Origin of the sequence: Pseudomonas sp. EL_65y_Pfl2_R96 (genome assembly GCF_963970905.1) — a bacterium.
GTDB lineage: Bacteria > Pseudomonadota > Gammaproteobacteria > Pseudomonadales > Pseudomonadaceae > Aquipseudomonas.
Map to the genome: position 1 here is coordinate 1 of NZ_CAXAQH010000348.1, position 453 is coordinate 453.

The 453-nt window shown below is 62.7% G+C and carries 1 protein-coding gene; it reads right to left on the reverse strand.

Annotated elements, in window-relative coordinates; translation table 11 throughout:
• Window positions 1-273 (reverse strand): envelope stress response membrane protein PspB (gene pspB / locus AACY49_RS30980; RefSeq protein WP_339528127.1); only part of this gene is annotated, 273 nt, incomplete at its 3' end.
• Between the last annotated feature and the right edge of the window lie 180 nt (window positions 274-453).

A 453-nucleotide genomic window follows, 5' to 3' on the forward strand; every position in this document is an offset into this window, starting at 1 on the left:
GTTCCTCCGGGTGATGTCGTAATTGGGCGGTGTCGGCTCGGCGAGCGGCATGCTCGCGCGCCATTCGGGGTGGTCGGCGGCGATGATGCGTTCGACCGTGCCAAGGCGATCTTCGAGGCGGCGAGCGAGCGAGTAGAGCTCATCGAGCAGCTTCTCGTCTTCATTGGTGATCTTGGGGGCCTGCCGCCATTTGGTGACATAGTGCAGGATCACCCAGGGCATGCCGATGAAGAGCGTGCCGCAGACGGCGATGGGGACCAGAATGTCTTCCATCTCAGACGTCCTTGCCGAAGCGGGCCTTCATCGCGGCGAGTTCGGCTTCCACCTTGTCGCTGGATTTGAGCTCGGCGATTTCCTCCTCGAGCGTCTTGGGCGGCTGGCCCATACCCATCACATCGGCGCGGCCTTCGGCCAGATCGACGCTGCCTTCGATGACATCCGTGGTCAGTTGGT